Genomic DNA, 1,808 nt, shown 5'->3' with positions numbered 1-1,808 from the left:
CGAGGGTTGCAACCCTCGATATTTTTTTGTTACACACTTCGTGGCTTAGTGCCCATTTTGTAATAAAAAAGCAGGCCAAATTCTTTAGTGAAAACTTAGAATTTAGCCTTTTTATCGTATATAAAGATATAATATTAAGGCTAAGTTCTAAAAAGGATATGTTTTACGCTTTATTCTTTTAAAATTTAACCCTATTTAACAAATCACATCAGCATAAACCTTCAAGGTTTTAAAAACCTTGAAGGTTTAGAGGTTTTGGAAACCTTGAAGGTTTATAATTATATCCCTGTATAATTAGAAGGAGTTATTTGTTTTAATTCAGATTTTATAGCGTCAGAAACGTCCAGGGTTTCAATAAAATCTGCAATAGATTTTTGAGTTATCTTTTCGTTGGTTCTGGTTAATCCTTTTAGAGCTTCATAAGGATTAGGGTATGCTTCTCTTCTAAGAATGGTTTGTATAGCCTCAGCCACTACAGCCCAGTTATTTTCAAGATCCTGAGCAAATTTTTCTTCATTCAGTAAAAGTTTGTTCAACCCTTTTAATGTTGCCTGAAAAGCAATTAATGTATGCCCAAAAGGAACCCCTACGTTTCTAAGTACGGTACTATCTGTAAGATCCCGTTGTAGTCTGCTTACTGGTAATTTTGCAGAAAGATGTTCAAATATAGCATTTGCTATACCAAGATTTCCTTCGCTGTTTTCAAAATCAATAGGATTTACTTTATGTGGCATAGCCGAAGAACCAACTTCGCCTTTTTTGATTTTTTGTTTAAAATAATCCATAGATACGTAAGTCCAGATATCTCTGTCCAGATCCAGTATAATGGTATTAATTCGTTTAAGACCATCAAATAATGCTGCCATGTGGTCATAATGTTCTATTTGTGTAGTAGGAAAAGAATGGTGCAACCCTAATTTTTCTTGTACAAAACGAGTTCCAAAAGCTTTCCAGTCAATATTAGGGTAAGCTACTTTGTGAGCATTATAGTTTCCTGTGGCTCCTCCAAATTTTGCAGCACTGGGGATATCTTTAAGTAAGTCAAATTGGGCCTCTAGTCGGGTTACATATACTTGTATTTCTTTTCCTAAACGGGTAGGAGATGCTGGTTGCCCGTGTGTTCTTGCCAGCATTGGTATTGCAGACCACTCTTTTGCCAGCGATTTTAGTTTTTCTAACAGGGTATTGTATTCTGTAATATATACACTACTTACGGCCTCTTTAATACTTAAAGGTATTGCAGTATTGTTAATATCCTGAGACGTTAACCCAAAATGTATAAACTCCTTGTAGGATTGTAAGCCAAAGGCATCAAATTTTTCCTTAATAAAATACTCTACAGCTTTTACATCATGATTGGTTATTTTTTCAATATCTTTTATTGCTTGTGCATCTTTACTAGAAAAAGAAGTATAAATTTCTCTAAGTTTATCGAATAAAGAACTATCTACACCTTGTAGTTGTGGTAATGGGAGTTCACATAAAGCAATAAAATATTCAATTTCTACAAGTACCCTATACTTTATTAGAGCTTCTTCACTAAAAAAAGGACTAAGAGATTCAGTCTTTGATGCATAGCGACCATCAATAGGAGAGATAGCCTGCAAAGGAGATAATGACATAGTTTTATTTTTTTGAAGCTGCAAAGATAATTTAATTAATCACGAATCACGAAGTACAGAGGATGAATTTTATAAGCTGCTGATTTATTAGGTGTTTGAGTCTGTAGTTTTTTAGTCTTTGAACCTTTGAGTCTTTGAATCTTTGAATCTTTGAGTCTTTGAGTCTTTGAGTCTTTGAGTCTTTGA

2 protein-coding genes are annotated in these 1,808 nt (G+C 33.7%); one reads left to right on the top strand and one right to left on the bottom strand.

Annotated features, from left to right (window positions below):
* A partial coding sequence (locus tag ACZIYX_RS23900) for a hypothetical protein (protein WP_462684769.1) occupies positions 1-182 on the top strand: 182 nt, incomplete at its 5' end.
* A gap of 96 nt (positions 183-278) precedes the next feature.
* Here ACZIYX_RS23900 and purB read toward each other — a convergent pair.
* Positions 279-1,622 carry an adenylosuccinate lyase gene (purB, locus tag ACZIYX_RS23895; RefSeq protein ID WP_462684768.1) on the bottom strand — a complete coding sequence of 448 codons (1,344 nt, stop codon included), beginning with the start codon at positions 1,620-1,622 and terminating at the stop codon, positions 279-281.
* Positions 1,623-1,808: the final 186 nt, after the last annotated feature.

The sequence above is a fragment of the Aquimarina sp. genome (assembly GCF_977115655.1).
Note: the sequence above shows the minus strand (reverse complement) of the source record. Positions and strands in the feature narration are given on the sequence as shown.